Here is a 3,281-nt window from a genome sequence, read left to right on the forward strand (position 1 = left end):
CGGGCTCGAAAGGCCCGCATACTTTCGGCGCGAGGCTTGTCCGGGCTATACTACCGCGGCTCCTTATTATTGTCTTGCATAAGGACTTTTAGGTTTTCCAGTATATCCTGGTGCTTCTGCAAATCTATCTTTCACCTTAATAAGAGGCAGTTAGTTAGAGTTGAAAGCCTTGTCTTTAAGAAATGAAGATTAGCATCTAGGTGCTATGGGTGATTTCTAGAGATAGCTAGCTGGTTCTGGAGGCTTTTGCCTTGTACTTGGATCTGCCTTGCCCTCGAATATATGGCGTATATCTCCTCAGGCGATATTTGGAAAACCCTTGTTTCTGTACGCGGTATATCTATTCCTAAGCACTTCTTCACAGCTTTATAGGCTAGCCTTTTTCTCTGGCTAAAGAGGCATTTTAAAAATCTTTCTAGATCTTTATTAATTATATTGCCTTTCCTCTTCTCCAATATAGCTGTCTGGGAGAAAACCTCTGGCTCTGGGTAGAAGCTGGTTGGTGGATATATATTGCCAGTTTTAACTCTAAATGCTAGATTCACCAGAACGCTTATTGATCCATACTCCCGTGTTCCAGGTGGAGATGAGATCCTATCCACAACATCTTTCTGAAGCAGTAGCACAGCCCATTCAGCATCACCTCTAGCCATGGTGCTTAGAAGGGGTGCTGTTATGGAATATGGTATAGAGCCAACCACCCCTTGATAACCCTTAATGCTCTCTAGAAGCGAGATAGCGTCTCCCAGTACTAACTCTACATTGCTGAACCCAGCTAGGATATCCCTAGCCATCATATAGATCCTGCGATCCACCTCTATAGAGATAACCCTACCACATGCCATTGAGAGAGGTGCTGTGAGAAAGCCGAATCCTGTTCCTACCTCAACCACCGTTTGGGATGGGCATCCATAGGCTTTTGCCAGCTCAACCATCTCCTCTATCAACATAGGATCTACTGTGAAGTGCTGCCCAAGTCTTTTTCTAGGTTTTACACCGCTCCTCCAAATAAGATCCTTGACGAGTCTAATCAGCTCATCTCTATTCATAGGAGGATATGAAACACCTGATCTCAGGATCACCACGGCTCCCTATAGTTAACCCTTGCATAGAGATAGTCCAGCATTTTGAAGAAAACAGCATCGGTAGCGTCTCTTGGAGGCTCAACAAAGAGATAGTATTTCTCGCCACCCATTAACTCAAGTATGATTCTATCAACGAGAGACTTAACAGGATCAGAGATCTTTGCCCTCTGAGCAATATCCTTAAAAGATTCAAAAGGCTTCTTCTTCCTCTCAGATAGGAGTGCCTCAAGACTCTTCTTCCCAATTCCAGGGAGGAGTTCAAACATGTGTAGCCTTATATTTATAGAGGATGCTACATTGAAGAACTCTGTATAGACCCTCTCCTTCTCAATCAATATATCCCTTAAAACCCTTGGCAGATTATCCTTTGCAATACCAGTCAGCTCCTGCCACATAAGCCTCTCACCAAGCCTAGGCCCTTGAAAGCCTCTGGGGGATTGCTCAACATAGATCCTCTCACCCATGTTTAGATGCTGCCCAGGAGGGGGGATCAGCTCTACCAGCGAGAGATACTTTGTACCAATAACCTGGGCTATTGGAGAGCTTCTATGGTGCTGATGCCTATCAAGGGGATTCCCATTTGGCATATAGTCTAGCACAACTACATATACATCCCTCACCCTGTAGTATCTTGACTGGCGATCCCTTGCACCTCTATACATGATATGCACCAGCTAGCATCTACAGTATTCGCCCAACAGCTCTAGGATCTTCTCCATATTCTCCTCACTAGGCATCTTCTGCTCAAAATTTAGAAGCGATATCAGCTCATCCTTGGTTCTAGGACATATGTTGATCACATGTACAGCAGTTATCTCTCTAAGACCTAGCCCCAACAGTTTATCCACAAGCTCATCCACCCTATCCTCGCTACATTTAGAGAATATAGTGGCATGTTCTAAAACCCTCCTCTGGAGATCCTGGAGCTTAACGCCTCTAGCCTCTGTCTCTAGAAGCATTTTCTTCACACTTGGAAGTGGTACCTCTCTAAAAGAAAGGATCTTCAAAATAGACGCCCCCTAAGCAGCTGAGAGGGCCTTTAAAATCATGTTATTTACTTCCCTTATCCTGGATTTAACACTATTTATAAGGGATCTAGTCTCATTAACAACCCTTTCCCAAACCTCAGGGGTTGGTCTGAGATGCTCAGGCCTTACATATAGGGTTTTCTCCTTATCCCCTAGATAGACCTTAACCTCGTATGCCTGTCCCCTTTTACCAGTTATAACACCTGTCTTACCATGATACCTCCTATGAGGCATAGATGCGTGGACAGCAGGATCTATTACTATGTGAACCCTATCACCCTCTTTATAGTCTATCAGAAGATAGCTTAGGCTTGGAACCTGACCCCTCTCCCTCACACGTTTCCTCAGGATCTTCCTGGTTCTATGCCTATACCCCTTTGGAGCCTTTACCAGCTCTACACACCTATTGGAAAGTATTCTACACAGATTATTAAATATGGTTTAGCAGTATGTTAAAGCGGATCTATATGCTAAGCCATATCTTTCTGGGTATATTGGATATTGCTCTCTAGTTTCTAGCCTATAAGCTCCCTAACAGCATCAGAGATCCTTCTAACCCCCTCTACAATATCATCCTCCGACACAGCATAGCTCAGTCTAATATATTCCCTACCAGCTGTATCTGGGAATCCACTTCCTGGGAGAACAACTACTTGATATCTATCTATTAGATAATCCACAAACTGCTCAACACTTAGCCCAGTCTTACTAAGTATATTTGATATCTTTGGAAAGATATAGAATGCTCCGTGGGGCTTCCACACCTCGAAGCCCTTGATCTTTGATAGCCCTTCATATATAAGATCCCTCCTCCTCTTAAAAATCTCGATCATCCTCTTAACAGGCGTCCAATCCCCTTTTAAAGCATCTGCGGCTGCCTCTTGCGCAAAGCTAGGTGCACAGCTATATATATTAACAGCTAGCCTTGTCAGCCTCCTAGCAATATCGCTTCTAACAACTAGATAGCCTATCCTCCAACCAGTCATCGAGAATGTTTTACTTGCACCATTTACATAGAGCACATAGTCCTTCCACCCAGGGAAGCTTGTAATACTCTTAAACTCCGTTTCACCATATACAAAGTTATCATAGATCTCATCAGCTAGTATCAATAACCCTTTCTCACGAGCTAGATTATAGATCTCCTCTACAACCTTCGGTGGAAACA

General features: G+C 43.8%; 4 protein-coding genes and 1 pseudogene. All 5 read right to left on the reverse strand.

Annotation, left to right across the window (positions count from 1 at the left end):
• Positions 1-203: 203 nt before the first annotated feature.
• Positions 204-1,082, reverse strand: a complete 879-nt coding sequence (locus tag QXE01_12270) for an rRNA adenine N-6-methyltransferase family protein (GenBank protein ID MEM4972013.1) — start codon at positions 1,080-1,082, stop codon at positions 204-206.
• Positions 1,079-1,747: a DUF655 domain-containing protein gene (locus tag QXE01_12275; GenBank protein ID MEM4972014.1), complete on the reverse strand. Its 669-nt coding sequence runs from the start codon at positions 1,745-1,747 to the stop codon at positions 1,079-1,081. The genes QXE01_12270 and QXE01_12275 overlap by 4 nt, the downstream gene beginning before the upstream one ends.
• Positions 1,748-1,759: 12 nt before the next feature.
• Complete coding sequence (locus QXE01_12280) at positions 1,760-2,092, reverse strand: RNA polymerase Rpb4 family protein (protein MEM4972015.1); 333 nt, start codon at positions 2,090-2,092, stop codon at positions 1,760-1,762.
• 126 nt (positions 2,093-2,218) lie between these two features.
• Positions 2,219-2,506: pseudogene (locus tag QXE01_12285) on the reverse strand (50S ribosomal protein L21e).
• 122 nt (positions 2,507-2,628) lie between these two features.
• A partial coding sequence (locus tag QXE01_12290; GenBank protein MEM4972016.1) for an aminotransferase class I/II-fold pyridoxal phosphate-dependent enzyme occupies positions 2,629-3,281 on the reverse strand: 653 nt, incomplete at its 5' end.

It is taken from the genome of Sulfolobales archaeon (assembly GCA_038897115.1).
Taxonomy (GTDB): Archaea; Thermoproteota; Thermoprotei_A; order Sulfolobales; family AG1; genus AG1.

What these genes read in the sequence shown, in the direction of transcription:
- QXE01_12275 (MEM4972014.1), bottom strand. Translation starts at nt 1,747, where the DNA reads ATGTATAGAGGTGCAAGGGATCGCCAGTCAAGATACTACAGGGTGAGG.